Consider the following 23,786-nt stretch of genomic DNA (forward strand, 5'->3'; position numbering starts at 1 on the left):
CGCATCTTAACTGGTAACATTAGCCTCTTTTTTTAAGGAGCCTGACATGACTAAGCAGCCCGAAGACTGGCTCGACGACGTTCCCGGTGATGACATCGAAGACGAAGACGATGAAATTATCTGGGTCAGTAAAAGTGAAATAAAACGTGACGCCGAGGAGTTAAAACGCCTGGGTGTGGAACTGGTAGAACTGGGGAAAAACGCGCTGGATAAAATCCCGCTCGACGCGGATTTACGTGCCGCCATTGAGCTGGCCCAGCGCATTAAGATGGAAGGTCGCCGCCGCCAGTTGCAGCTGATTGGCAAAATGTTGCGCCAGCGCGATGTTGATCCTATCCGTCAGGCGCTGGACAAGCTGAAAAACCGTCACAACCAGCAGGTTGTTGTCTTCCATAAGCTGGAGCAACTGCGTGACCGTATGGTTGACGGCAGCGATGAAGCCATCGAAGAAGTGATGAACCTGTGGCCTGACGCCGACCGTCAGCAACTGCGTTCTCTGGTGCGTAACGCCAGGAAAGAAAAAGCGGGCAACAAGCCGCCGAAATCAGCGCGTCAGATTTTCCAGTACCTGCGTGAACTGGCGGAAAACGAGGCGTAACCTCTTCGTCTGCCGAAAGTGCCGGATGGCGGTGCAAATACCTTATCCGGCCTACAACGCATCGTAGGCCCGGTAAGCGTAGCGCCACCGGGCATTTTTTACTCTTCTTCTGCCTGAGCTTTCTTCGCCAGGCCATCCAGCAGTTTTTGATGGATGCCGCCAAACCCGCCGTTGCTCATCACCAGGATGTGATCGCCAGGCTGTGCGGTTTTCACCACCATATCTGCCAGCGCATCCACATCGCCGCTCCAGTGCGCAGGCTGTACGCAGGCTTCAGCGACTTCTGCCACTTGCCACGGAATATGCGGCGGTTGCAGCAGGAACACTTCATCCGCGCGTCCTAACGACGGCGCCAGATCGTCTTTGCTCAGGCCCATTTTCATGGTGTTCGAGCGAGGTTCCAGTACCGCGATAATGCGCGCGGTGCCGCCCACTTTACCGCGCAGTGCGGCAAGCGTTGCCAGAATCGCCGTCGGGTGGTGAGCAAAATCGTCATACACCGTCACGCCGTTCGCTTCGCCGCGCAGTTCAAGACGACGACGGGCGTTGATGAACGAGCCCAGCGCATTCGCCGCGTCGGCAGGCGCTACGCCAACATGACGGGCAGCCGCAATCGCCATCAGACCGTTGTGCATATTATGTTCGCCGACCAGGCCCCACTTCACCTCGCCCACTTTTTCACCGTCCAGCCACACTTCCCAAACGGATGCATCGGTGGTCAGCTTTTTCGCCTGCCAGTGACCCTGTTCACCCACCAGCTCTTGTTCGCTCCAGCAGCCCATCGCCATCGTCTGTTTCAGATTGATGTCGTTTTCCGGGTAGATGATGCGTCCCTGGCCCGGCACGATACGTACCAGGTGATGGAACTGTTTCTGAATAGCTTTCAGATCGTCAAAGATGTCCGCGTGATCGAACTCAAGGTTATTGAGGATCAGCGTACGCGGGCAGTAATGCACAAATTTAGAACGCTTATCGAAGAAGGCGCAGTCGTACTCATCCGCCTCAATCACGAAGAAGTCGCTTTCGCCCAGACGCGCAGAAACCTCAAAGTTGCCCGGTACGCCGCCGATCACAAAGCCAGGCTTATAGCCGCAGGCTTCAAGGATCCAGGTCGCCATTCCGGCAGTGGTGGTTTTACCGTGCGTCCCCGCAACCGCCAGTACCCAGCGATCGCGCAGCACAAAGTCATGTAGCCATTGCGGGCCGGACATGTATGGAATGTTCTTCTCAAGCACCGCTTCCACGCAGGGATTACCACGGGTCATGGCGTTGCCGATGATCACCAGGTCCGGCTGCGGGTCGAGCTGGCTGGCATCGTAACCCTGAATTAAATCAATGCCTTGCTTCTCAAGTAAGGTACTCATCGGCGGATACACATTGGCGTCCGAACCGGTTACTTCATGACCAAGCGAGCGCGCCAGCATCGCCAGACCGCCCATGAAAGTGCCACAAATTCCCAAAATATGAATGCGCATACGTCACTATCCTTTTTTAATCTGGGGGCCATTTTACGCACATGTCCGGCAAGTGAGAAACGCATTTCAGGATATTCCGTAGTTTGCTGGCGCGATTCACCTAAGCGCAACAATGGAAATATTTGTTAATATTGTTGCGGTCGCTTTACTCCACATAAATTGCAGGGAAAGTGTTATGAAAACGTTAGGTGAATTTATTGTCGAAAAGCAGCACGAGTTTTCTCATGCTACCGGTGAACTCACTGCTTTGTTGTCGGCAATAAAGCTGGGCGCCAAGATCATCCACCGCGATATCAACAAGGCCGGTCTGGTCGATATCCTGGGTGCCAGCGGTGCTGAGAACGTGCAGGGAGAGGTTCAGCAGAAACTCGATCTGTTCGCGAACGAAAAACTGAAAGCTGCACTGAAGGCGCGCGACATTGTGGCGGGCATTGCCTCGGAAGAAGAAGATGAAATCGTCGTCTTCGAAGGCTGCGAACACGCAAAATATGTTGTGCTAATGGATCCGCTGGATGGCTCATCCAACATCGATGTTAACGTCTCTGTCGGTACGATTTTCTCTATTTACCGCCGCGTAACCCCAGTCGGCACACCGGTTACGGAAGAGGATTTCCTGCAGCCGGGCAACAAGCAGGTTGCTGCGGGCTACGTGGTTTATGGTTCTTCCACCATGCTGGTATATACCACCGGCTGTGGCGTACACGCCTTTACCTACGATCCTTCTCTGGGCGTATTCTGCCTCAGCCAGGAACGTATGCGCTTCCCGGTAAAAGGCAGCACGTACTCCATTAACGAAGGCAACTACATCAAATTCCCGAATGGCGTGAAGAAGTACATTAAATTCTGTCAGGAAGAAGATAAGTCAACCCAGCGCCCGTACACCTCGCGCTACATTGGCTCTCTGGTTGCGGATTTCCATCGCAATCTGCTGAAGGGCGGGATCTACCTGTACCCAAGCACCGCCAGCCACCCGCAAGGGAAACTGCGTCTGCTGTACGAATGCAACCCGATGGCCTTCCTGGCCGAGCAGGCGGGCGGCAAAGCCAGCGATGGTAAAGAACGTATTCTGGATATCATTCCGGAAAGCCTGCACCAGCGCCGTTCCTTCTTCGTGGGCAATGACCATATGGTTGAAGATGTAGAACGCTTTATCCGCGAGTTCCCGGACGCGTAAACGCCCTATCCCGGCCTACAACGTACAGTAGGCCGGATACGCGAAGGGCCATCCGGCATGATGCAGTGACATTGCCTGATGGCGACTGCGCATTATCAGGCCTACGTTCGGTTACGTTGTCTGTAGCTTAAACGCCGCCATCGCCTCCAGCAGCGCATGTGACTGCTCTTCCAACGAGCGGGTAGCCGCTGAAGACTGCTGTACCAGTGCCGCATTTTGCTGCGCCGTTTCATCCATCTGAATCACCGCGATATTCACCTGCTCTATGCCGCGACTCTGCTCCTGGGACGCGCTGGCGATTTCACGCATCAGCTTAGTCATGCGCATCACCTCAGTGGCAATCTCATCCATGGTTTCGCCCGCCTGTTGCGCCAGCTCGCTCCCTTCACCGACGTGAGTGTGCGAATCGCTGATTAACGCGCGGATCTCTTTTGCCGCTTCGGCGCTGCGGCTGGCCAGATTACGTACTTCACCTGCGACAACCGCAAAACCCCGTCCTTGCTCACCGGCCCGCGCCGCTTCAACGGATGCATTGAGCGCCAGAATATTGGTCTGGAATGCGATGCCGTCTATCACACTAAGGATGTCGGCAATACGACTGGAACTGCCGGCAATATCGCGCATTTTCTCGATCACATAGCACACCATCTCGCTGCCGCGATCGGCGGTATCCGATACCGATTTTGCCAACTGGTGCGCCTGTTCGGCGTTGTCCGCATTCTGTTTCACGGTCGCCGTTAACTCTTCCATGCTGGCAGCGGTCTGTTCCAGCGACGTGGCTGTCGATTCAGTACGCTGCGCCAGATGCTGGTTTCCGGCCGTCAGTTCACGGCTACCGATATCAATTTGCGAGCTGGCGTCACGCACGCGTTGCACCGAGTCGCCCAGCGCATGGCGCATTTCATCCATTGCCGCATTGAGACGGTTGAATTCAGCGCTGGCCGACGGCGCGCTAACTGGCGACAAATCGCCTGTCGCCAGACGTTCCAGCTGTTCAACAATGTTATCCAGCGGTTTGAGAAACTTATTTCGCAGCATAAACCAAATAACCGCCAGCAAGGCGATGGCCGCCAGCATTGCTGCACTCATAATACCGTGATAAATCAATGAAGTAATAATGCGGGTAGAGGCGTATAGCCCCATCCCGCCGGTCAGCAACAGCAGAAACGCCAGCAGAGACAATAACACCAACAAACTTGATCGAATTGAAAGGGATTTTGGCATTGTTATATTTCCGGTTGTAGGGTGAAAACAAACCTGTACAGAACCTATCGACTACAACCGGAAAAAGTTTAGGTATTTAAATGTCTCTTGAAAAATCAGGACGTTACTTTGGTGTCGCCACCGTGCTTACGCGGCTGACCGGCGAGCTTTGACGATTTTCCCAAAGCACCGTGAGACCGCGTTGTAAGGCAATAAAAATAAACAATAAAATACCAATCGCGATCTTGGTCCACCAGGAACTTAATGTGCCGTCAAAATTAATGTAGGTCTGGATCAGGCCCTGAATAGCCACGCCAAACAAGGTGCCTAAAACCGTACCCACTCCGCCGCTCAACAGCGTACCGCCAATCACGACTGAGGCAATCGCGTCCAGCTCGACACCGACGCCCGCCAGCGCATAACCGGCCTGGGTGTAAATTGAAAAAACAATGCCGGCAAGCGTGGCCAGGCCGGTAGACAACATATAAATACGGATGGTGGTGCTGCGGGTGGAGATCCCCATCAGGTTAGCAGAGGTGGCGTTGCCGCCAATCGCATATACTTGATTGCCAAACCGTGTACGGTGCGCCAGGAAGATGCCAATCGCCACCACCGCCAGCATCAGCAAACCCATCGCACTCAGACGACCGCCGCCGGGAATTTTCCATGCCAGACTGGAGAGCGTGTCATAAACCGGATGGTTAATCGGGATCGACTCTTCAGAAACCAGATAGCTAACGCCGCGCAAAAAGAACATTCCCGCCAGGGTAATGATAAACGCCGGGATCTTCAGCGCATCAATCAGTAATCCCATAAACGCGCCAAACGCACAGCCCATCAGCAGAATCAGCGGGAACGCCAGTAACGGAGAAATCCCCCAGTAGCCAATCGCCTTTGCCAGAAATACGCCGGTAAAGGCAATCACCGAGCCAACGGAAAGGTCGATCCCACCAGAGAGAATCACGAAGGTCATGCCGACGGCGATAATCCCTAAAAAAGCGTTATCGGTCAGGATATTGCAAATCACCCGGGTGGAAGCAAAAGCCGGAAATTGCGTCAAGCAGTAGAGGTAGCCCAGCACAAACACGCCGAGGGTGATCATCAGCGGTAAATTACGTTTTATCATGACCACGCACTCCTTTTATCAGGCTGATAAAGCGTTGTGACTGCACAACCAGCACACACAACACCACGACGGCTTTGACCACCTGATTCAGTTCCGGCTGGAAGCCCGACAGTAAAATCCCGGTGTTCATCCCCTGAATAATTAACGCGCCTATCACCGACAGCAGCAGGTTAAAGCGCCCGCCCATCAGCGAACCGCCGCCAATGACCACCGCCAGAATAGCGTCCAGCTCCAGCCATAATCCGGCGTTATTCGCATCCGCGCCGCGAATATCCGCGGTAACAATGATCCCGGCGATAGCGGCACACAGGCCGCTCAAGACATAGGTAAGCATCACAATAATGCGGGTGTTGACCCCGGCGTTTTTCGCCGCGCGAATGTTGATACCCACCGCTTCAATAAACATGCCCAGCGCCGTTTTACGCGTCAGCAGCCAGAACACCACCAGCGTCAGTAGCGCAATAATCACCGGCGTGGGGAACAGTAACAGTGAGCCGCTGCCAAGCCAGGAAAGCTCAGGCGAGTTGAAGGTGACGATCTGCCCGGAGGTGATCAACTGCGCGACGCCGCGCCCGGCAACCATCAGGATCAGCGTGGCGACGAACGGTTGGATCTTGAGGATGGCCACCAGAACTCCGTTCCACAATCCCGCCAGAATGCCGGAGCCTAAGGCGGCAAGCAGCACTACCGGCAGGCTGTGCCCGGCCACCGTCATCGCCGCGGTCGTCGCCCCGGCAATGGCCATTACAGCGCCAACGGAAAGATCAATGCCGCCAGTGGCAATCACCAGCGTCATACCAATCGCCAACAGCGCCACGGGTGCGGCGCGGTTGAGAATATCAATCGGGCTACCGAACAGCCGACCATCCTGCAAAATCACCTGATAGAAGTGCGGCGCGACCAGACTGTCCACCAGCAGCACCAGCAGTAGCGCCACCAGCTGTGGCATTCCCTTGGGCCAATGAAACCGTCGTTCAGGCGGATTGGATTGAGGGAGAGATTGAGGCATCACCATAGTCTCCTTAGGCCGCAATGGCGTTCATGATCGCCGGGACGGACAATTCAGCCAGTGGGATCTCGGCCACCTGTTTGCGATCGCGCATAATAATGACCCGATCGGCATAACCCACCAGTTCTTCCAGTTCCGATGAGATAACCAGCAGGGCCAAACCATCGGCGCACAGCGTTTCGATCAGGCGGATGATCTCGGCATGCGCGCCAACGTCGATCCCGCGCGTGGGTTCATCGAGGATCAGAAATTGCGGTTTGGTCAGTAACCAGCGTGACAGCAAGACTTTTTGCTGATTGCCGCCGGAGAGAAATTCGATCGGTTGTTCAGCGTTAGGGGTGCGAATACCAAGCTGGCGAATAAAGCGCTCGGCAATCTCGTTTTGTTCTTTGCGGGGAATGGGGCGCAACCAACCGCGCTGCGCCTGCAACGCCAGAATGATATTTTCCCGCACCGAGGCGGCGGCAATAATGCCATCCGTTTTCCGATCCTCCGGGCAAAAACCGATCCCCAGGCACGAAGCCTGATGCGGCGATCGCAAGGTCTGCGGTTTACCTTTGATCAGTGCGCTGCCGCTGTCGGCGGGTTTGATGCCGAAGATCACCTCCGCCGTTTCCGTTCGCCCGGATCCCAGCAGTCCGGCGAGACCGACGATCTCACCGGGACGCACCTGCAGATCGAACGGGGCGATAGTGCCTTTCTTACCAAAATCACTAAACGCCGCCACCGGTTTATCGCTCAGCAACGTGCGGCCCGCACGCTGTAACGCGTGGGTATCCAGTTCGCGGCCCAGCATCATTTTGACCAGTTCGATCTGCGGCAGCGCATGGGTTTCACGGCAGCCCACAAAGCCGCCGTTACGCAGGACGGTGATGCGATCGCTGACCTGATAAACCTGATCGAGGAAGTGGGTGACGAAGATCAGACTGACGCCGCGATCGCGCAGATGCCGCATCAGGCCGAACAGCATTTCAACTTCCTGGGTATCGAGGCTGGCGGTAGGTTCATCGAGGATCAGTACCTTCGCAGAGAGATCGATCGCCCGACAAATGGCGACGATCTGCTGCATTGCCACGGAAAAGCGGTTCAGCGGCTCGCGCACATCAAGGGAAAAACCGTACGACGCCATCAGTTCCGTCGCGCGCTTTTCCATCTGTTTGCGCTGCAACAGGCCAAAGCGCCGCGGTTCGCGGCCAATAAACAAGTTATCCGCTACCGACATATTGGGCAGCAGGTTCACTTCCTGGTACACGGTGCCGATTCCCAGCTGTTGGGCATGGGCGGTATTTTTGGGGGAGACAGGCTGGCCTTCGAGCCAGATCGTGCCGCGATCGGCATGGTATACACCGGTCAGTGCTTTGATCAGCGTCGATTTTCCCGCCCCGTTTTCGCCGAGCAATGCCATGATCTCGCCGCGTCGCAGGCTGAAATCCACGTTATCCAGCGCTTTGACGCCGGGAAAGAATTTACTTAAGCCCTCTGTACGGAGGATTTCCTGGTGTTGGTCGGTGGTCATGGCATTCCTCCGGCATCGTTTTAACCGGCCTGGATATAGGCCGGATAAGACGCATTTGCGTCGACATCCGGCATCTCAACGCCTGATGGTGCTGCGCTTATCAGGCCTACGGGTATACTCCGGGAAAACTAGTAGCCCATGTTTTTCTTCTTCTCTAACTCTTCTTTCGCGGTATCCGGCAGATAGAGGATCGATTTGGTAATGGTCAGCTTCTCAGGCATCGTGCCGTCTTTTTTGAATTTCTCCAGCGCGTCAAATGCCGGGCCAGCCATATTCGGCGTCAGCTCGACGCTGGCGTTGGCTTCACCATCAATCATCGCTTTGTAGATATCCGGTACGCCGTCGATTGACCCCGTCAGAATGTCTTTGCCTGGTTTCAGGCCCGCCTCTTTGATCGCCTGAATAGCGCCGATCGCCATGTCATCGTTGTGGGCGTAAACCATGCAGATGTTCTTGCCGTTGTTTTCCGCTTTAATAAAGCTCTCCATCACTTCTTTCCCTTTACTGCGGGTGAAGTCGCCGGACTGAGAGCGGATAATTTTGATGTTTGGCGCGTTAGCGATGGCTTCAGCGAACCCTTTCTTACGATCGATCGCCACGCTGGCGCCAACGGTTCCTTGTAGCTCAACGACGTTACATGGCTTGCCGTTCACTTCTTTAATCAGCCAGTCGCCGATTAATTTGCCTTCCAGCACGTTATCGGCGGTGACGGTAGTCATATAGAGAGATTTGTCTTTTACATCGATGGAACGATCGAGCAAAAAGACCGGAATGTCGGCATCTTTGGCCTCTTTTAACACCGGCTCCCAACCTGTTGCCACGACCGGCGCAATAAAGATGGCATCGACGCCCTGGGCAACAAATGAGCGGACTGCTTTAATCTGGTTTTCCTGCTTTTGCTGGCCGTCAGCGATTTTCAGCGTAATTCCGCGCTTTTCGGCCTCGCTTTTCGCCACGTTGGTTTCTGCGGCGCGCCAGCCGGATTCAGAGCCAACCTGCGAAAATCCTACGGTTAATGGGGCTGCCATTGCCATAGACGACATGGCTGCCGAAACTGCTGTGACGATAAGTAAGCGCTTCCACATAAGTGCGTCCTCGTAGGGTGATTATTGTTGGTTAATAAACCGTCGCGAAAAAACTATAGACAATTGAGCATGTAACGGATTGCGTTACATCACACTTCAAAAAAGTAAATAAAACGTTAATCACAAGTTTGTAATCGCTTTCATATCACTATGAAAAATGCGGCTAAAGATATGGATTTTTCTGTCACCGGAGAGAGAGAAAAAGAAGAAAATGGACGCAGAGAAAGCGAAAACAAGCGGAGACATTCCGCGCGAGTTGGCTATAATACCCGCCACTTGTTTGCCATAGCTTATTTAAAGGAAACAGACATGAGCTTACTCAACGTCCCTGCCGGTAAAGACCTGCCGGAAGATATCTACGTTGTTATCGAGATCCCTGCCAACGCAGATCCGATCAAATACGAAGTTGACAAAGAGAGCGGCGCCCTGTTCGTTGACCGCTTCATGTCCACCGCGATGTTCTATCCGTGCAACTACGGTTACATCAACCACACTCTGTCTCTGGATGGCGATCCGGTTGACGTTCTGGTCCCGACTCCGTACCCGCTGGAGCCTGGTTCAGTGATCCGCTGCCGTCCGGTTGGCGTTCTGAAAATGACTGACGAATCCGGTGAAGATGCCAAACTGGTTGCGGTACCGCACACCAAGCTGAGCAAAGAATACGATCACATCAAAGATGTGTCCGACCTGCCGGAACTGCTGAAAGCGCAGATCACCCACTTCTTCGAGCATTATAAAGACCTCGAAGCTGGCAAATGGGTGAAAGTTGACGGTTGGGACAACGCAGAAGCTGCTAAAGCTGAAATCGTTGCTTCCTTCGAGCGCGCGAAGAAGTAATTCTTACTTTTGATGCTAAGCCCCGCATGTCGGGGCTTTTTTGTGTCCTGATGCGAGTGCGGCAGGCACATAAAACAACGCCACCCGAAGGTGGCGCGTTTTACCTATCGGGTATATATCAGTACTGGTCTCTGTCTAACCAGTTACCGCTTTCAATCAGCGTTAAGCCATCAACCGGACGTTGGTACACGTACATCCATGCACTTCCGTACGGCGTTTGAATTAGCTGACGTGCGTATTCACCACCACGGGTACGCAGAGCGTCAAGCTCTGCCAGCGTGGCGTTATCAATACGATAAACTTCCCCGTGTACTGTTCCATTTCCCGGAACGGCGCCTGGATAGTGGCCCAGGCTGTACAACTGGTAGTTGTCGATACTGAAATTTCCCAGCAACAGGGCATTGGTCATCCAGTGGCTGTTGCCTTGTTTGGTTCGTAAACTGCCATAGACAAATATTCGCATTGCTAAAACTCGAACTGATAGAGCAAATCAAGTGCCTGATCTACGCCAGACACTGCTTCCAGATATAGCTTAGGCATCAGACGATAACGTAGCGTGAGTGTCGCTAAGGAGTCAAATATACCCACACCATATTTCACCTGCAGACCTGGCAGTACGTATCCGCTGACAACGACCTGAGATGAGTCACCCACCCCTTGCGTGTCCAGTGCCAGATTGCTTACGCCAAATGTCTCCCCGATTTTACCCACAACCTGACCACTTTGTGCAACCCCCAGGCCAATAAGCATTGAAGTCATCGCCGCGCTGTCGCTCTGTTCACTATCCAGTCCTTGCCCACGAAGCAGGTAGGACAGCGCCATTTGCTGCGACATCGCCGGGTCGGAGAAAATCTCCGCCTTCGGTTCATCAGCCGTGCCCGTGACGCGAACGCCAGCGATCACGTCATCTTCTGTAGCATCCGGGTTACGAATCGCTTCAATATTGAGCAACGGCTGATCCGGCGGACCGGAGAATAACAGCTCGCCCTTACGCACAATCAGATCCTGACCATAGGCATGGAAGCGACCGCTCGGGATATTAATCTGCCCGTTAAGCCCCAGCCCCTGTTTATCCTGCACCACCTTCAGATCGCCCGTCAGACGCGCTTTCAGACCAAAGGCATCAAGACGCACGTTATTACCGACGTGGATGTTCAGGTTGCTGTTGATCGGGATCCCGGCGGTCTGTGGTTTCTCGGGCTGCAGATCGTTATTAAGCATCACCATATCGCTGGACACCCCTACCGCGCTTTCCGGCAGATCGTGGACCACGATACGCGCCCACGGCACATCGACATTGCCGTTCAGGGTAAACAGGCTCGGTGTCGCTTCAAATTCCACATCCGGCGAGACATCCAGACGCACCATCGGCGGCACGGTGATCCGCACCCGGCTGCCTTTCGCCGCAACGCGCGCCCGCCAATTGTCTATTTGACTCCAGTCTGCGTCGCCGCTCAGGTTGATTTCCCCCTGCTGCGTACGCACCACACCCGCCAACGTTGAGCGTGTTCCGGTGAAGTTAACAGCTAACTGGCTTGGCTGCATGTCAAACGGCATGAAGTTACCGTCGATATCCAGTCCGCTCAGTTGCAGCTGTCCAAGCAGTTGCGGGCTTTGCACATCGCCGCCCAGACGCAGGTTGGCGTTGATCGTCCCCGCGGCCTTTTCACCACGTGAGAAGATAGGGTTCACCATCGCCAGATTGAAGTTGCGGATATTGACGTTGCCGCCCAGGTTACGGCGCCCTTGTGGATCCGTCACCTGCACCTTTCCGTCAAACTGCCCGTTATTAGTCAGGCGAATCAGCCAGCCCAGCTCGGCACGGTTGTCGTGCAGGTCGGCGGTCAGATTCAACGTTTCAAATGCCACAGGCAGCGGCGCATCGTTCACGCTTTGCGTGACCTTCACGTTACGCCCGGAAAGCGTGACCTGCCCCTGCGGCAGCCCCTCTTTGGTCGTGTCCCAACTGACATCGGCTTTGCCGGTGAACACCCCGCTGGCCTGAGTCGTATCCGGCATAAACGGTTTCAGCATCGCCAGGTCGAAACGGTTGAGATTCACCACCGCGCGTCCTTCTGCACCAGCATCAATGGTTTGTGGTACGCACAGCTCCGCATTCGGGTTGTTCCAGCAGTGCGGCCCAATGCTGATTTTTTGCTCCTGATTGCGATAATCCAACGCGATCGCACGATTGAGCGCCCACGGACCAACCGGCGTCTGGAAACGGGTATTGCTTAATTCCCCTTTCCAGCGCTGCTCTTTGCGATCAAAGCTGCCTGCCAGGGAGAGCTGCCCTGAGACCGGCTCGCCCTGGATGCGCAGCTGTAGCTCATGCTGCTTCTCACTGCCTTTGGCATCGAGCGTCACCAGGCCGATATTCACGTCCGGTTGTACAATCCGTTCTACGCGAACGTTGAGATTACCGGCGATTTGCTCCGCCGATTTCACGTCGCCTTCGACGCGAACCTGAGCAACGGAAAGCTCCTGCCAGCGCAGGCCGCGGGCGGTGATGTCCGCCAACAGCTGTGGCGCTTCTACCGTACCACGAACTTTTACCAGCCCTTTCGCCGTGCCGCCTAATCCCGGCAGTGCGTTATCCAGGCTCGGGGCATCAATCGTCGCGTCGAGATTGAGGTCCTTAACCCCCAGTTCCCCTTTCACGTCCGCACTGTTGCGCCCCAGTTCCAGATGCAGGCCCGGGATCGTCCACTGCAGGTAGCTGTTCCCCTTCAGCGAGCCGTTTACATTAACCTTGTTCTGCTTCACGTTACCGGTCAGCTTCAGCTCAGGAATCTCCATCTGCCAGCTTCCGCCGTACAGACTGCCGCGCGTTTTCACCAGACCATTCAGCTTTGACGGCCAGTCCGGGATTGTTTTCGCGGTGTTGATACCATCCAGCGTTAACTCCCCGCGCCAACTGATCGCCTGCTGCCAGTCCACCAGCGCTTTCAGTTCGGTTTTCCCTTCCAGCGCCGCAATGCTCAGTTTGTCGAGATTAATCTGCTGTTCGTTGCCTTTGGCGTCCAGCGTAATGGTAGCCGGAGGAATATCCTGCCCTTTCACCGCGGTACGCATCGACAACGTATAGTCGGTCATTTTGCCGGTCAGCTTGAGCTTAATGTCATCGGCCTGGAATTGCTTGTCGCCGGTAAACGGCCAGTAAACCTGCTTACTCACCACTTCCAGATTGAGCGGTAATCCGGCTTCTGCCAGACGCGTTTGCGCACGCAGGTCCATATCAACCGGGCCAGACAGATTGACGCCGACTTCCAGCTGGTCACGCAGCGCGCCGCCGACCTTCAGCTTCACCTTTTCGCCTTTTAATGGATCAACGTTCAGCGTGCTGTTGAGGGTAATATCTACCGGCCATGTGTTGGTGAGCTGCGCCGTACCGCTGGCGTTTACCGTGCCCTGATTAGAGTCGATATCCAGCGCGTCGAGCTTCATGTTGCCGTCAATACTGCTCACTTTGAGCAGCATGTTATGCACCGTTAAATCCGTATCCCCGGTCACGCGCAGTTGCTCGCCGCGAAACTCTTCAATATTGAGGTTGAGCGGCAGATGGACATCGGTCATTTCCGGTAGCACCGGCTTTGAGAACAGATCTTTTAGCGTTTCGCCGAGCGGTTTTTCATCCGGCTGCGGGTTTTGAATCTTCGGTTCAACGACCTCTTCCTGCGCCACTTCCGCCACTTTAGGCAGGGCAATCAGCAGGCCCTGTAATGACGTTGGCTTCAGGGTCAGCGTTTTTTCCTGCCAGTTCAGGCCGGAGGTAAAATCGAGCACTGAAACCGTGGTGTCATCGATTTTGATATTGATGTTGTTGAGCGCCACGCGTGAAAGCGTAATCGGATAAGGTGTGGAAAGGTTAAGCGGGCCGCTATCCTCTTCCTCAACCGGTGCTGAAGGCGGCATCTTCTTACTGTCGATCGCCACGTTGATATTTTTCAGCGACAGATCGTTGACGCACAGGCTGCTATCCCAAAGACACTCCAGCCCGACGGCCAGATGCACTTCGCCGGCATTCACCGCCACGCCAGGCTGGTCATAACGAATATTTTTGAGCGATAAATCCCGCCAGCCGCCGGTGACCTGACCAATTTCCAGCCCCGGAACCCAGCGATTAGCTGCTTTGAAGATCAGGTGCAGGCCCGAGGTGGTGCCGACAAGAAACGCCACCGTGCCTAACAACAGCAGGATAAAAATCAGCACGCCGAGGCTTATCTTCTTCCATAAACTCATAATTCAGGCCCCAGACCGATGTAAAACTGTAAACCATGTTCATCTTTGTCGCCGACAGGAACGGCAAAGTCGAGCTTGATGGGACCGACCGGTGATTGCCAGCGTACGCCGACCCCGGCGCCGGTTTTGAAATCGCTTTTGCGGATATCGCTGACCGCTTCGCCGCTATCGACAAACATCGCGCCCCACCATTTCCCGGTCACGTTGTACTGGTATTCCAGCGAGCCGGTTGCCAGCTTCGAGGCCCCTTTCAGCTTACCGTCGCTGCCTTCAGGCGAAATAGATTTGTATTTATAGCCGCGAATACTGCGATCGCCCCCGGCGAAGAAACGCAGATCCGGCGGCACTTTGTCGAAGTCCCCGGTTTCAATCCAGCCGAGGTTACCGCGCATCACAAAGCGATGCTTGTCGTACAGCGTGCGGATCCAGACGTTTTGCGCCTGGAAGACGGAGAAATCAACGTCTGAGCCCCAGGCCGTATTGGAGTAATCAATGGAATAACGCTGTGAATCGCCCCAGACGGGCATCAGACCGCCGCGCGAACGCGTCCGGCTAATCATCACGCCCGGATAGAGCAGCATGGTGGTATTGGTGACGTTACCCTGCGTAAAGTGGTCGAGGCTCCAGCGCAGGTTAATCGCGCGCTGCCAGCCACTGGAGAGATCCCAGTAGCGGGAAACCGCAAGCGTCGTGGAGTCCTGCTCGGTGTCGTTTAAATCGGTACGCTTAAAGCCGCCCTGCACCAGGTAATACTGCTCCAGCGGGTTCTTTAACAGCGGCATTTTATAACTAAAATCAAGGACCTGCTCTGGCGCAGAGATGCTGGCGCTGGTGGTCAGGCTGTGGCCATAGGAGTTCATCCACGGCTTTTTCCACGAGGTCTTCACCCGTGGCCCGACGTCAGTTGAATAACCAACCCCGGTTTCGATGGTGTTTTCGGTACGCGGCGAGACCACGCCTTTTAGCGGCAGCACTTTGGTTTTGCGGGCTTTATCAAATTCCGGCGCGACAACCACAGAATTAAACCATCCGGTCGCCGACAGACGACGGTTCAGTTCCCCCAGATCTTTCGACTCGTACTCTTCACCTTCTTTAAATGGCACCAGGTTTTGCAGGTACTCATCACGAATTTGCGAGCCTTCAAAGGTGACATGCCCAAAGCGATAGCGTTCGCCGCTGTTGTAATCGATATCCCAGAACGCCTGACGGCGCTCAAGCGCTATTCCAAGCTGGCTTTTATTAAATTCACTGTCGAAATAACCTTTGCGCAGCGCCACGCTGGTGAGGGATTTTTTGAAGTTGTCATAGTCTCCCTGATTCAACACGGTGCCGATTGCCGGGCGCGTTTTCAGCAGATCCAGGTAATCTTTATCCGTACGCGCGCCACCGCGCAGAATCACTTCGGTGCCGCCAATCAGCACCGGCTCGCCGGGGGTTACTTTGGCAATCAACACCTGGCGTCCTTTCGCCGGTGGCGGGCGCAGCTCAAAATCGATGGTCGGCTCAAAGTAGCCCAGCGCTTTTAGCCCTTCGCGGATGGCATCATCAACGCGCGCACGAAAGCGTCGGTCTGGCGTGACTTCATCACTTTGAATCGTGGACAGCTGCGCACGGACGTTTTTCTCCAGCGGTCCTGATAATCCTTCGACCTGTAAGCGAACATTCGCGGCGGCGGCGGAGCCACTTAAGCACAGTAATCCCACCCAACATAACTGACGGATATGTGGCACATTTTCTCCTGAATATCCTTTTTTCCCACCCCTGGAAAAAAATACTATGCCGTTCCTCGGCTTAACAAAAAATCAACAATAAGAGTTGAAAAACAGACGGCAACCCAAATATTTCTTATGTTTAACTCTAGACGTATTCATGCCGTTTATTGTGGGCAAAGACGCGTCTCGTTACAACCTTAACCCAAATGACTGATTTCGGGAGAACGGCCATGAGTTTATTTGATAGAAAGCATCTCGTTACTCAAGCAGATGCGCTACCTGGACGCAACACCCCGATGCCAGTGGCAACGCTGCATGCGGTTAACCAACATTCGATGACCAACGTGCCCGACGGTATGGAAATCGCCCTTTTCGCCATGGGATGTTTCTGGGGCGTGGAGCGTTTATTCTGGTCATTACCCGGCGTGTACAGCACCGCAGCCGGATACACCGGCGGCTATACCCCTAACCCGACCTATCGGGAAGTTTGCTCTGGCGATACCGGGCATGCCGAGGCGGTACGCGTCGTCTATGACCCGCATGTTATCAGCTACGAGCAACTGCTGCAGGTGTTCTGGGAAAATCACGACCCGGCGCAAGGTATGCGCCAGGGGAACGACCAGGGTACGCAGTATCGTTCCGCTATTTATCCCTTAACGCCAGAGCAAACCGCCGCAGCACAGGCCAGCCTTGAGCGTTTTCAGGCGGCGATGACCGCCGCTGGCGACGAGCGGACCATTACAACGGAAATCAGTACGGCAACCCCGTTCTATTATGCCGAAGACGATCACCAACAATATCTGCACAAAAACCCTTACGGATACTGTGGAATTGGCGGGATTGGCGTGTGTTTGCCACCACAAGGATAAATTTCCCCCTCTGGCGACGTTACAGTACCTTACGCTATACTAGCTTCTGAATTTACCGGCTCACTTCCACGAGCCGGTTTTCAATGTGTATTTCACACGGATTTATCAACTTCTCCCTTCCGAGGATCTGACCCGAACGGTCGGATAAGATATGTTAAACAGTATTTTAGTCATTCTCTGCCTGATCGCCGTGAGTGCGTTTTTCTCGATATCCGAGATCTCGCTTGCCGCATCACGCAAAATCAAACTTAAACTGCTTGCCGATGAAGGCAATGTAAACGCACAGCGTGTTTTGAAGATGCAGGAAAACCCCGGTATGTTTTTTACCGTGGTGCAGATTGGCCTTAACGCGGTCGCCATTCTCGGCGGTATCGTGGGTGATGCGGCCTTTTCCCCGGCGTTTTACAGTCTGTTCTCAAAGTACTTCGCTCCAGAGCTGTCCGAACAGTTAAGTTTTATTCTGTCCTTCTCACTGGTTACTGGCCTGTTCATCCTGTTCGCGGATTTAACCCCGAAACGCATCGGTATGATTGCGCCAGAAGCTGTGGCTTTGCGTATCATCAACCCGATGCGCTTCTGTCTGCTGGTCTTCCGCCCGCTGGTGTGGTTCTTTAACGGTCTGGCAAATAACATTTTCCGCCTGTTTAAAATCCCGATGGTGCGTAAAGATGACATCACGTCAGACGACATTTACGCCGTGGTCGAAGCCGGTGCGCTGGCGGGTGTTCTGCGCAAGCAGGAACATGAGCTGATTGAAAATGTGTTCGAACTGGAATCCCGTACCGTACCGTCTTCAATGACCTCGCGCGAGAACATTATCTGGTTCGATCTTCACGAAGACGAGCAGAGCCTGAAGAACAAAGTGGCGGAACACCCGCACTCCAAATTCCTGGTGTGTAACGAAGATATCGACCACATCATTGGCTATGTCGATTCAAAGGATCTCCTCAACCGCGTGCTGGCCAACCAGAGCATGGCGCTGAACAGCGGCGTGCAGATCCGCAATACGCTGATTGTCCCGGATACGCTGACGCTCTCTGAAGCGCTGGAAAGCTTCAAAACCGCAGGCGAAGATTTTGCCGTCATCATGAACGAGTATGCATTGGTGGTGGGGATTATCACGCTCAACGATGTGATGACGACGCTGATGGGCGATTTAGTTGGTCAGGGCCTGGAAGAGCAGATCGTGGCGCGTGATGAAAACTCATGGTTAGTCGACGGCGGTACGCCGATTGATGACGTCATGCGCGTCCTGGATATCGACGAATTCCCGCAGTCCGGCAACTATGAGACCATCGGCGGCTTTATGATGTTCATGTTGCGTAAAATCCCGAAACGCACCGACTCGGTGAAATATTCAGGCTACAAATTTGAAGTGGTGGATATCGATAACTACAAGATCGATCAGCTGCTGGTGACGCGTCTGGACAGTAAACCTACCGTTCTGGTACCGAAACTGCCGGATGCGAAGGAAGAGGCGAAGGCGTCATAGCGCCTTGCAGAAACATCAACGGCTCCAGTCCTGGAGCCGTTTTTTTAACTACCGCATAGCACTTTGATCAAGCCATCTCAGTTTGCAGACGCAAGACCTGACGGTTAACTTCGGACATCACCGAAAAATGCAGCTTGTCCTTCACTTTTGGGATAAGAATCTTACCCTTATCAAATTCAAAAGCGCCTACGTCCTTGATATATAACCGTCCACGAAACAGGATCTTCACGTACTTCGCCACCTGCAGCGGGTTGTATCGTTGGAAAATTTTCATTGTTGTCTCCTGCTGAGCATTACGCCTTTGCGGTACCACAATCGGTCCGACAATCCTCAGGCGCAAATTTTAATGCCCTATGACTATAGACTATCTCGTTGATGTTTCCAGCGTGTATAAGTTTATTTACCTTCAAGTTACAATTATTCAGAATTATCTTTTCAACGCTTCGCTGTCTTCAGTATAAGCCTTCGATTTTCGCAGGATTTGTGCGCCCGTCCGCAAACTGGCATCGCGCTTGCGGGAAAAAGCATCAATCGCACATATGATTAAATTCCAGACCCAAGTGGTCGGATCACCTGCAAAATAAAGAAAGAAGGAAAACCTATGACCTTACGAAAACTGCTGGCGCTGTCGTGCCTGCTGCTGCCGATGATTGCCTCCGCCCATAAGTTTGAGACTAACCAGCGCGTACCACCGGTGGGGATTGCCGATCGCGGCGAACTGATTCTTGATAACGATAAGTTTAGCTACAAAAGCTGGAATAGCGCGCAACTGCCCGGCAAAGTACGGATTGTGCAACACATTGCCGGGCGCACCTCCGCTAAAGAGAAGAACGCGAACCTGATTGAAGCCATCAAAGCAGCGAACCTGCCGCACGACAAATACCAGACCACCACTATCGTCAACACGGATGACGCCATTCCCGGCTCCGGTATGTTTGTGCGCAGCAGTCTGGAGAGCAACAAGAAGCTCTATCCATGGTCACAATTTATTGTCGACAGCAACGGCATTGCGCGTAAAGCCTGGCAACTGGATGAAGAAAGCTCCGCTATTGCGGTACTCGATAAGGACGGACGCGTACAGTGGGCAAAAGATGGTGCATTAACGCAGGAAGAGGTGCAGCAGGTGATTGCCCTGCTGCATAAATTGCTCAGTAAATAGAGACCCGGAAGCCGGGGTTGAGGAACGATTCACGTGGGGTGTAGTCCAGCGGTTTCCCCTGCCAGTCGTGAACGTGCGCTCCGGCTGCGGCGGCAACGGCGTGGCCAGCAGCGGTGTCCCAGACGTTAGTTGGTCCAAAACGCGGATACAGCTGCGCGTGCCCTTCCGCCACCAGGCAGAATTTCAGCGACGAGCCAATCGACGTGGTCTGGTGTTCGCCCAGTTGTTGCAGATACTCTTTTAACTCATTGTCGGCATGCGAGCGGCTAATTACCACCAGCGGTGGACGCGCGTCACGTACCAGGATCTGTTTGCGCACACCGCACTCTTCTTTCCACGCTTTACCTTCTGCCGCGCTGTACATGACCTTCATTACTGGCGCGTAAACCACGCCAAGCACCGGCTTTCCCTGTTCAATCAGCGCAATATTGACGGTAAATTCACCGTTACGTTTAATAAACTCTTTGGTACCGTCCAGCGGGTCCACCAGCCAGTAGCGCTGCCAGTGCTGGCGAACATCCCAGCCAGGAGGAGCTTCTTCAGACAGAACCGGAATATCCGGCGTCAACGCCTGTAATCCTTCGAGGATCACCGTGTGCGCAGCGATATCCGCCGCCGTGACCGGAGAATCATCCTGCTTGCTGGTAATCTCCATCGGTTTGATTCCATCGTAGACCTGCATAATGGCATCGCCCGCGTTCCGTGCAAGCTGGCATACATGTTCTAACATTCTCCACCTCGTTTGTCAGTGGTGTTAACTCGTTGTTTTACTTATACCCGATCGTCAGGGGATCCGCCAACTGTGATAGCGTCTGCGGTTTTAAACTCTATATTCATGTCATGATTCACAGTTCTGTAAGCAAGAAGATTTATATACATTTTCTTTTGTGGCTTAGATCTTAAAAGGATGCCCCTGATGATTAAGTTTAGTGCAACGCTTCTGGCAACGCTGATTGCAGCCAGCGTGAATGCCGCGACCGTTGATCTGCGAATAATGGAAACCACTGATTTACATAGCAATATGATGGATTTCGATTATTACAAAGACACGCCGACTGAAAAATTTGGCCTGGTGCGCACGGCAAGTCTGATCAACGCCGCGCGTGGTGAAGTCAAAAACAGCGTGCTGGTTGATAACGGCGATCTGATTCAGGGCAGCCCGCTCGGGGATTACATGGCGGCCAAAGGGCTGAAAGCGGGCGAAACTCACCCGGTATATAAGGCGCTCAATACGCTGGATTACGCGGTGGGTAACCTCGGCAACCATGAATTCAACTACGGTCTGGCGTATTTGCATAACGCGCTGGCCGGAGCGAAGTTCCCCTACGTTAACGCCAATATCATCGATGTTAAGACCAAAAAGCCGCTATTTACGCCTTATTTGATCAAAGAAACTGAAGTGGTCGACCAGCAAGGTAACAAGCAGACGCTGAAGATTGGCTATATCGGCTTTGTGCCACCACAAATCATGACCTGGGATAAAGCTAACCTTAGCGGCAAAGTGACGGTAAATGACATCACCGAAACCGCGCGTAAGTATGTGCCGGAAATGCGGAAAAAAGGCGCTGATGTCGTGGTGGTGATTGCTCACTCCGGCCTTTCTGCCGACCCGTATCAGACGATGGCGGAAAACTCCGTTTATTATCTCAGTGAAGTACCGGGTGTGGATGCCATTATGTTTGGTCATGCTCACGCCGTTTTCCCGGGTAAAGATTTTGCCAATATTAAAGGCGCGGATACCGCGAAAGGCACGCTCAATGGCGTACCGGCGGTGATGCCGGGCATGTGGGGCGATCATCTGGGCGTCGTGGATTTGGTACTGAATAACGACAGCGGTAAATGGCAGGTCAGCCAGGCGAAAGCAGAGGCACGCCCCATTTATGACGCCGCGGCGAAAAAATCACTGGCCGGTGAAGACAAAAAAATCGTAGAGATCCTGAAAGCCGATCACGACGCCACTCGTGAATTCGTCAGCAAACCGATCGGTAAATCCGCCGACAATATGTACAGCTACCTGGCGCTGGTTCAGGATGATCCGACCGTGCAGGTAGTGAATAACGCCCAGAAAGCGTATGTGGAACATTTTATTCAGGGCGATCCGGACCTGGCAAAATTGCCGGTACTTTCCGCGGCCGCGCCGTTTAAGGTCGGTGGACGCAAGAACGATCCGGCCAGCTTTGTCGAAGTCGAAAAAGGCCAGTTAACCTTCCGTAATGCCGCTGATTTGTATCTTTATCCCAACACCCTGGTGGTCGTGAAAGCCAGCGGCAAAGAGGTGAAAGAGTGGCTGGAATGTTCCGCCGGGCAGTTTAATCAAATTGATATTCACAGCAGCAAGCCGCAGTCGCTGATCAACTGGGATGGGTTCCGTACTTATAACTTTGACGTGATCGACGGCGTGAATTATCAGATTGATGTGTCACAGCCCGCCCGCTACGACGGCGAGTGCCAGACCATCAACCCAAAAGCAGAGCGGATTAAGAATCTGACCTTTAACGGTAAGCCTGTCGACCCTAACGCCACCTTCCTCGTCGCGACCAACAACTATCGCGCCTATGGCGGTAAGTTTGCCGGAACCGGAGACAACCACATCGCGTTTGCGTCACCAGATGAAAACCGCTCGGTGCTGGCCGCATGGATTGGTGCTGAGACGAAGCGTGCCGGTGAAATTCATCCGGCGGCAGATAACAACTGGCGTCTGGCGCCGATTCACAGTGATACGCCACTGGATATTCGTTTTGAAACGTCACCGTCTGAGAAAGCCGCAGCGTTTATCAAAGAGAAAGGACAATACCCGCTGAAAAAAGTCGCTACCGATGATATCGGCTTTGCGATTTATCAGTTGGATTTGAGTAAGTAACTCTCGTGCCGGATGCGACGCACTAACGTCTTATCCGGCCTACAAAACACACTGCCAACCTATCACGCAACCCGCTCTTCCCGTTGCGCCAAAACCTGTGGCAAATTCAGTTCTATCCAGTCCGCCAGCGCGGCGACTTTATCGCTCACCTGCTCACCCAACGGCGTCAGGCTATATTCCACGTGCGGCGGCACCACCGGATAGGACACCCGATTGATAAATCCGTCCTGCTCCAGTGCCTGCAGGGATTGCGCCAGCATTTTTTCACTGACGCCGCCCATCTTCCGGCGCAAATCGCTAAAGCGGTGCGTACCATCGCGCAGCGCCACCAGAATTAACACGCCCCAGCGGCTGGTGACGTGTTTTAACACCTCGCGTGAAGGGCATTGCTCGGCAAACAAATTGCCATCGCGTAATTGCTGGGAGAGGGTCGACGCTGTCATTTTCATACTAACCTTTTTGTGCGTACTTACTAAAAGTAAGTTTAAGTGTTAGCGTGATTAAACACAAGACCAATACCAAGGAGTTACCCCATGATCGCAATTACCGGCGCCACCGGCCAACTGGGCCAACACGTTATTGAATCGCTACTGAAAACCGTTCCTGCCAGCCAGATTGTGGCTATCGTGCGTAACCCCGCTAAAGCGACGGCGCTTAGCCAGCAGGGCATTACCGTTCGCCAGGCGGATTACAGCGACGAAGCCGCCTTTACGACTGCCTTACAGGGTATCGACAAGCTACTGCTGATCTCCTCCAGCGAAGTGGGACAACGTGCCCCGCAGCATCGCAACGTGATTAATGCAGCAAAGGCTGCCCACGTGAAATTTATCGCCTACACCAGCCTGCTGCACGCCGACACCTCCCCGCTGGGGCTGGCCGATGAACACGTCGCCACCGAGAAGATGCTGGCTGAATCCGGTATCGCTTATGCGCTACTGCGCAACGGCTGGTACACCGAAAACTATCTCGCCAGCGCGCCAGCTGCACTGGAACACGGCGTCTTTATCGGGGCGGCGGGAGAAGGCAAAATCGCCTCGGCAACCCGCGCCGACTATGCCGCTGCCGCCGCGCGCATCATCAGTGAAGAGGGGCACGCCGGTAAAACCTACGAACTGGCGGGCGATGCAGGCTGGACCCTGAGCCAGTTGGCTGCCGAGCTGGCAAAGCAGAGCGGTAAAAAAGTGGTGTATCAGAACCTGAGCGAAGCTGATTTTGCCGCAGCGCTGAAAGGCTTTGGTCTGCCTGCCGGGCTGGCGGAGATGCTGGCTGATTCTGACGTTGGCGCCTCTAAAGGCGGTCTGTTCGATGACAGCCATACGTTGAGCAAACTGATTGGTCGCCCAACCACATCATTGGCTGACACCGTCAAAAGCATCGTATAAGTGTTAAAAATTAGTTAATTATGGTGGCATCCCCGCGCATCCTCTCT

Annotated in this window: 20 protein-coding genes; 8 read left to right on the forward strand and 12 right to left on the reverse strand. The window is 53.9% G+C overall.

Annotation, left to right across the window (positions count from 1 at the left end; all coding sequences use genetic code 11):
- Positions 1 to 46: 46 nt before the first annotated feature.
- Entirely contained in the window at positions 47 to 598 is a 552-nt protein-coding gene (gene yjgA / locus ICA20_RS21975) for a ribosome biogenesis factor YjgA (protein WP_038636638.1), read from the forward strand.
- A 98-nt stretch (positions 599 to 696) separates the two neighbouring features.
- On the opposite strand, the gene mpl is transcribed toward yjgA, so the two are convergent.
- Entirely contained in the window at positions 697 to 2,073 is a 1,377-nt protein-coding gene (gene mpl, locus ICA20_RS21980) for a UDP-N-acetylmuramate:L-alanyl-gamma-D-glutamyl-meso-diaminopimelate ligase (RefSeq protein WP_038636634.1), read from the reverse strand.
- 175 nt (positions 2,074 to 2,248) lie between these two features.
- Here mpl and fbp point away from each other — a divergent pair, with 175 nt between their 5' ends.
- On the forward strand, positions 2,249 to 3,247 hold the full coding sequence (gene fbp, locus ICA20_RS21985; RefSeq protein ID WP_032940279.1) for a class 1 fructose-bisphosphatase: 999 nt from the start codon (positions 2,249 to 2,251) through the stop codon (positions 3,245 to 3,247).
- A 111-nt stretch (positions 3,248 to 3,358) separates the two neighbouring features.
- Here fbp and ICA20_RS21990 read toward each other — a convergent pair whose 3' ends face one another.
- The 5 genes from ICA20_RS21990 to ytfQ all read right to left on the reverse strand — a co-directional run bounded on the left by ICA20_RS21990 (position 3,359) and on the right by ytfQ (position 9,186).
- Positions 3,359 to 4,471 (reverse strand): methyl-accepting chemotaxis protein, encoded by a 1,113-nt coding sequence (locus ICA20_RS21990; protein ID WP_074458528.1) that lies wholly within the window; start codon positions 4,469 to 4,471, stop codon positions 3,359 to 3,361.
- A gap of 103 nt (positions 4,472 to 4,574) precedes the next feature.
- Positions 4,575 to 5,576: a galactofuranose ABC transporter, permease protein YjfF gene (gene yjfF / locus ICA20_RS21995; RefSeq protein WP_038636631.1), complete on the reverse strand. Its 1,002-nt coding sequence runs from the start codon at positions 5,574 to 5,576 to the stop codon at positions 4,575 to 4,577.
- Complete coding sequence (gene ytfT / locus ICA20_RS22000) at positions 5,563 to 6,585, reverse strand: galactofuranose ABC transporter, ATP-binding protein YtfT (protein WP_038642975.1); 1,023 nt, start codon at positions 6,583 to 6,585, stop codon at positions 5,563 to 5,565. Before ytfT ends, yjfF begins: the two co-directional genes overlap by 14 nt.
- Positions 6,586 to 6,598: 13 nt before the next feature.
- A complete protein-coding gene (gene ytfR / locus ICA20_RS22005; protein WP_038636628.1) occupies positions 6,599 to 8,101 on the reverse strand; it encodes a galactofuranose ABC transporter, ATP-binding protein YtfR in 1,503 nt (500 codons plus the stop codon).
- A gap of 128 nt (positions 8,102 to 8,229) precedes the next feature.
- Positions 8,230 to 9,186 carry a galactofuranose ABC transporter substrate-binding protein YtfQ gene (gene ytfQ / locus ICA20_RS22010; RefSeq protein WP_038636626.1) on the reverse strand — a complete coding sequence of 319 codons (957 nt, stop codon included), beginning with the start codon at positions 9,184 to 9,186 and terminating at the stop codon, positions 8,230 to 8,232.
- A 309-nt stretch (positions 9,187 to 9,495) separates the two neighbouring features.
- Here ytfQ and ppa point away from each other — a divergent pair, with 309 nt between their 5' ends.
- Positions 9,496 to 10,023, forward strand: coding sequence for an inorganic diphosphatase (gene ppa, locus ICA20_RS22015; RefSeq protein WP_038636623.1), 528 nt, complete (start codon positions 9,496 to 9,498; stop codon positions 10,021 to 10,023).
- Between the two features lie 118 nt (positions 10,024 to 10,141).
- Here ppa and ICA20_RS22020 read toward each other — a convergent pair whose 3' ends face one another.
- Genes ICA20_RS22020 through tamA form a run of 3 tightly spaced genes read right to left on the reverse strand, consistent with a single transcriptional unit; the run spans position 10,142 to position 15,995 of the window.
- Positions 10,142 to 10,486 carry a gamma-glutamylcyclotransferase gene (locus ICA20_RS22020; protein ID WP_003025723.1) on the reverse strand — a complete coding sequence of 115 codons (345 nt, stop codon included), beginning with the start codon at positions 10,484 to 10,486 and terminating at the stop codon, positions 10,142 to 10,144.
- 2 nt (positions 10,487 to 10,488) lie between these two features.
- Complete coding sequence (gene tamB / locus ICA20_RS22025) at positions 10,489 to 14,265, reverse strand: autotransporter assembly complex protein TamB (RefSeq protein ID WP_038636620.1); 3,777 nt, start codon at positions 14,263 to 14,265, stop codon at positions 10,489 to 10,491.
- Positions 14,262 to 15,995 (reverse strand): autotransporter assembly complex protein TamA, encoded by a 1,734-nt coding sequence (gene tamA / locus ICA20_RS22030; RefSeq protein ID WP_038636617.1) that lies wholly within the window; start codon positions 15,993 to 15,995, stop codon positions 14,262 to 14,264. The genes tamB and tamA overlap by 4 nt, the downstream gene beginning before the upstream one ends.
- Before the next feature lie 212 nt (positions 15,996 to 16,207).
- On the opposite strand from tamA, the gene msrA reads away from it, so the two are divergent.
- Positions 16,208 to 16,846, forward strand: a complete 639-nt coding sequence (msrA, locus tag ICA20_RS22035) for a peptide-methionine (S)-S-oxide reductase MsrA (RefSeq protein ID WP_032940276.1) — start codon at positions 16,208 to 16,210, stop codon at positions 16,844 to 16,846.
- A gap of 151 nt (positions 16,847 to 16,997) precedes the next feature.
- Positions 16,998 to 18,338 (forward strand): hemolysin family protein, encoded by a 1,341-nt coding sequence (locus ICA20_RS22040; protein ID WP_003025713.1) that lies wholly within the window; start codon positions 16,998 to 17,000, stop codon positions 18,336 to 18,338.
- A 67-nt stretch (positions 18,339 to 18,405) separates the two neighbouring features.
- Here the strand turns inward: ICA20_RS22040 and ICA20_RS22045 are convergent, their stop codons facing one another.
- Positions 18,406 to 18,612 (reverse strand): DUF1107 domain-containing protein, encoded by a 207-nt coding sequence (locus tag ICA20_RS22045; protein WP_003025710.1) that lies wholly within the window; start codon positions 18,610 to 18,612, stop codon positions 18,406 to 18,408.
- Between the two features lie 327 nt (positions 18,613 to 18,939).
- Between ICA20_RS22045 and ICA20_RS22050 the strand changes: the two genes are divergently transcribed.
- A complete protein-coding gene (locus ICA20_RS22050) occupies positions 18,940 to 19,497 on the forward strand; it encodes a YtfJ family protein (RefSeq protein ID WP_038636612.1) in 558 nt (185 codons plus the stop codon).
- On the opposite strand, the gene cysQ is transcribed toward ICA20_RS22050, so the two are convergent.
- The gene (gene cysQ / locus ICA20_RS22055) at positions 19,487 to 20,227 is read right to left on the reverse strand and encodes a 3'(2'),5'-bisphosphate nucleotidase CysQ (protein ID WP_038636607.1); all 741 of its coding nucleotides are present in this window, start codon (positions 20,225 to 20,227) and stop codon (positions 19,487 to 19,489) included. The two genes, ICA20_RS22050 and cysQ, sit on opposite strands and share 11 nt — an antisense overlap.
- Positions 20,228 to 20,413: 186 nt before the next feature.
- Here cysQ and ICA20_RS22060 point away from each other — a divergent pair, with 186 nt between their 5' ends.
- Entirely contained in the window at positions 20,414 to 22,357 is a 1,944-nt protein-coding gene (locus tag ICA20_RS22060) for a bifunctional 2',3'-cyclic-nucleotide 2'-phosphodiesterase/3'-nucleotidase (RefSeq protein ID WP_038636604.1), read from the forward strand.
- A 62-nt stretch (positions 22,358 to 22,419) separates the two neighbouring features.
- Here the strand turns inward: ICA20_RS22060 and ICA20_RS22065 are convergent, their stop codons facing one another.
- Positions 22,420 to 22,800 carry a helix-turn-helix domain-containing protein gene (locus tag ICA20_RS22065; protein WP_038642973.1) on the reverse strand — a complete coding sequence of 127 codons (381 nt, stop codon included), beginning with the start codon at positions 22,798 to 22,800 and terminating at the stop codon, positions 22,420 to 22,422.
- A 90-nt stretch (positions 22,801 to 22,890) separates the two neighbouring features.
- Here ICA20_RS22065 and ICA20_RS22070 point away from each other — a divergent pair, with 90 nt between their 5' ends.
- Positions 22,891 to 23,739 (forward strand): SDR family oxidoreductase, encoded by an 849-nt coding sequence (locus ICA20_RS22070; RefSeq protein WP_038636602.1) that lies wholly within the window; start codon positions 22,891 to 22,893, stop codon positions 23,737 to 23,739.
- Positions 23,740 to 23,786 lie beyond the last annotated feature (47 nt).

The organism is Citrobacter sp. C5_2, assembly GCF_014596845.2.
Lineage (GTDB): Bacteria > Pseudomonadota > Gammaproteobacteria > Enterobacterales > Enterobacteriaceae > Citrobacter > Citrobacter werkmanii.